The organism is Acinetobacter sp. ANC 5378, from assembly GCF_013004315.1.
Taxonomy (GTDB): Bacteria; Pseudomonadota; Gammaproteobacteria; order Pseudomonadales; family Moraxellaceae; genus Acinetobacter.
In genome coordinates, this window is record NZ_JABERK010000084.1 from 1 (window position 1) to 1700 (window position 1700).

Below are 1700 nucleotides of genomic sequence, written 5' to 3' on the forward strand. Positions count from 1 at the left end.
TACATAGTGCGCTAGGTTATGTGTCACCTTTTGATTTTGAAGCAATGTACTATGATAAAATTAATCCGTTAGGTCAGGTAGCCTAACTTAAATAAACTGTCTCCGACAAACCCGGTACGGTTCACAAATAGAAATGTCCTATACAGGACTTTCCAAGTCAAGCACAGGATTCAGATTTCGTTCTTTGATTGCTGTTTTCTGTGCACGTCTACGTGGCATCTTTTGAGAACGATTACGTTTGTTTTGCTGTTCCAATTCTTCATGCTGTTGCTGGATATGAGCCAAGACTGAACCCAAACGTTTATTCTCAACGATCTCTCGCTGGTTGAGCTGACTTAACTTATCGAAGATGCTGTAATTGATCTTCCGACCTTGATGCTCAATCGCTACCGTACCATCAGGGTATTCCAGAAATTCAAGATATTTACCGATTAGCCTCTGATTTTCCTCTGTATTCTCCAGGAGATATACACATTTATCATAAGTAATGGTCAAGCTATTCGTGACTCTACGGGGTTCACGCCAGGTAAAAACATCATCTAATTCCTCAGCTGTTTCAGTGACAGTCCGGTGTAGATCCTTGGGATTAAAAGCCATCTTGGCAAATTTACGATTAAACTGCTCGATAAAGTAGGGTAACCACTTATTCGCATCTGCAATCGAATTGATACCCTCCAGGCGCATTTCCTTGATCAGACGGTCCTGAAGGGTTCTGTTGGCACGTTCTACGCGACCTTTGGCCTGGGGTGAGTTAGCGAAGATGATATCGATATTGAGGGTACTGAGTACGCGTCCAAACTGGGTAATCTTGGTGTCTTTCTTGCTGCTTTGATTCACCCTAAAGACTGAATGTTTGTCGCTGTAAAACGCTAAAGGCTTACCGTGCTGTTCGACATACAGGCGTGTCGAAATCATATAGTCAAAGGTTGATTCTGACTCACAGAAGCGTAAATGCTGTAATTTTCCTGTGGCATCATCGATAAACACCAGCAAACAGCATTTAGCAGCACGTCCTTCAAACCAGTCATGGTGAGAGCCATCGATTTGTACCAGTTCACCATAACAATCCCGGTTATAACGAGGCTGATACGGGCGTTTCAGGCGTTTGCAGCGAGGAATCCACAGATCGGCTGCAATCATCCAGGAACGCAGGGTTTCTACTGAAAGATCGAATCCATGCACGGTGGTGAGCTTTTCATGCGCTAAAGTGGGTCCGAAACCATGAAGTTGATCAGAAATAATATTGAGGCACTTGAGTCTGAGTTCTTCAGGAAGTTTGGAATTGCTGGTTTGGCCACGACCAGCATGGGCTAATGCAGCTGGGCCTTGAGCTTTGTATTTCTGCAGTAAGCGTCTGATCTGACGTTCTGAAATATGAAGTAGCTGAGCAGCCTGGGATTGAGTTATGCGTTGATCGCAGATTTCCTGCAAGATCGACAATCGTTTAAGTTCTTTATCCGACATAGACACCAACATATCAAACCGTCCGCTTCGATAATCGCAAAAGTGCATATTCTAAAAGCGGACATTTTTACTTTGGAGAAACCGGACATTTCTATTTTGGGCTTACACTTATTGTTATTCACCAATTAAAATGTCTATGCGATAAACCATTTAAAATGTCCTGTTTTTAACCACAAGAGTCAAGCACAGGATTTAACTTTCTTTGTTCAATAACAGCTTTCTGAGCTTTACGACTC

The 1700-nt window shown here is 42.8% G+C and carries 1 protein-coding gene; it reads right to left on the bottom strand.

Annotated elements, in window-relative coordinates; genetic code table 11:
- Positions 1–138 precede the first annotated feature (138 nt).
- Positions 139–1464, bottom strand: coding sequence for an ISNCY family transposase (locus HLH16_RS14915; RefSeq protein WP_171529909.1), 1326 nt, complete (start codon positions 1462–1464; stop codon positions 139–141).
- Positions 1465–1700 lie beyond the last annotated feature (236 nt).

Bases quoted from the DNA above. Each gene is read 5' to 3' on its own strand.
- HLH16_RS14915 (WP_171529909.1), bottom strand. From the start codon at position 1,464: ATGTCGGATAAAGAACTTAAACGATTGTCGATCTTGCAGGAAATCTGC.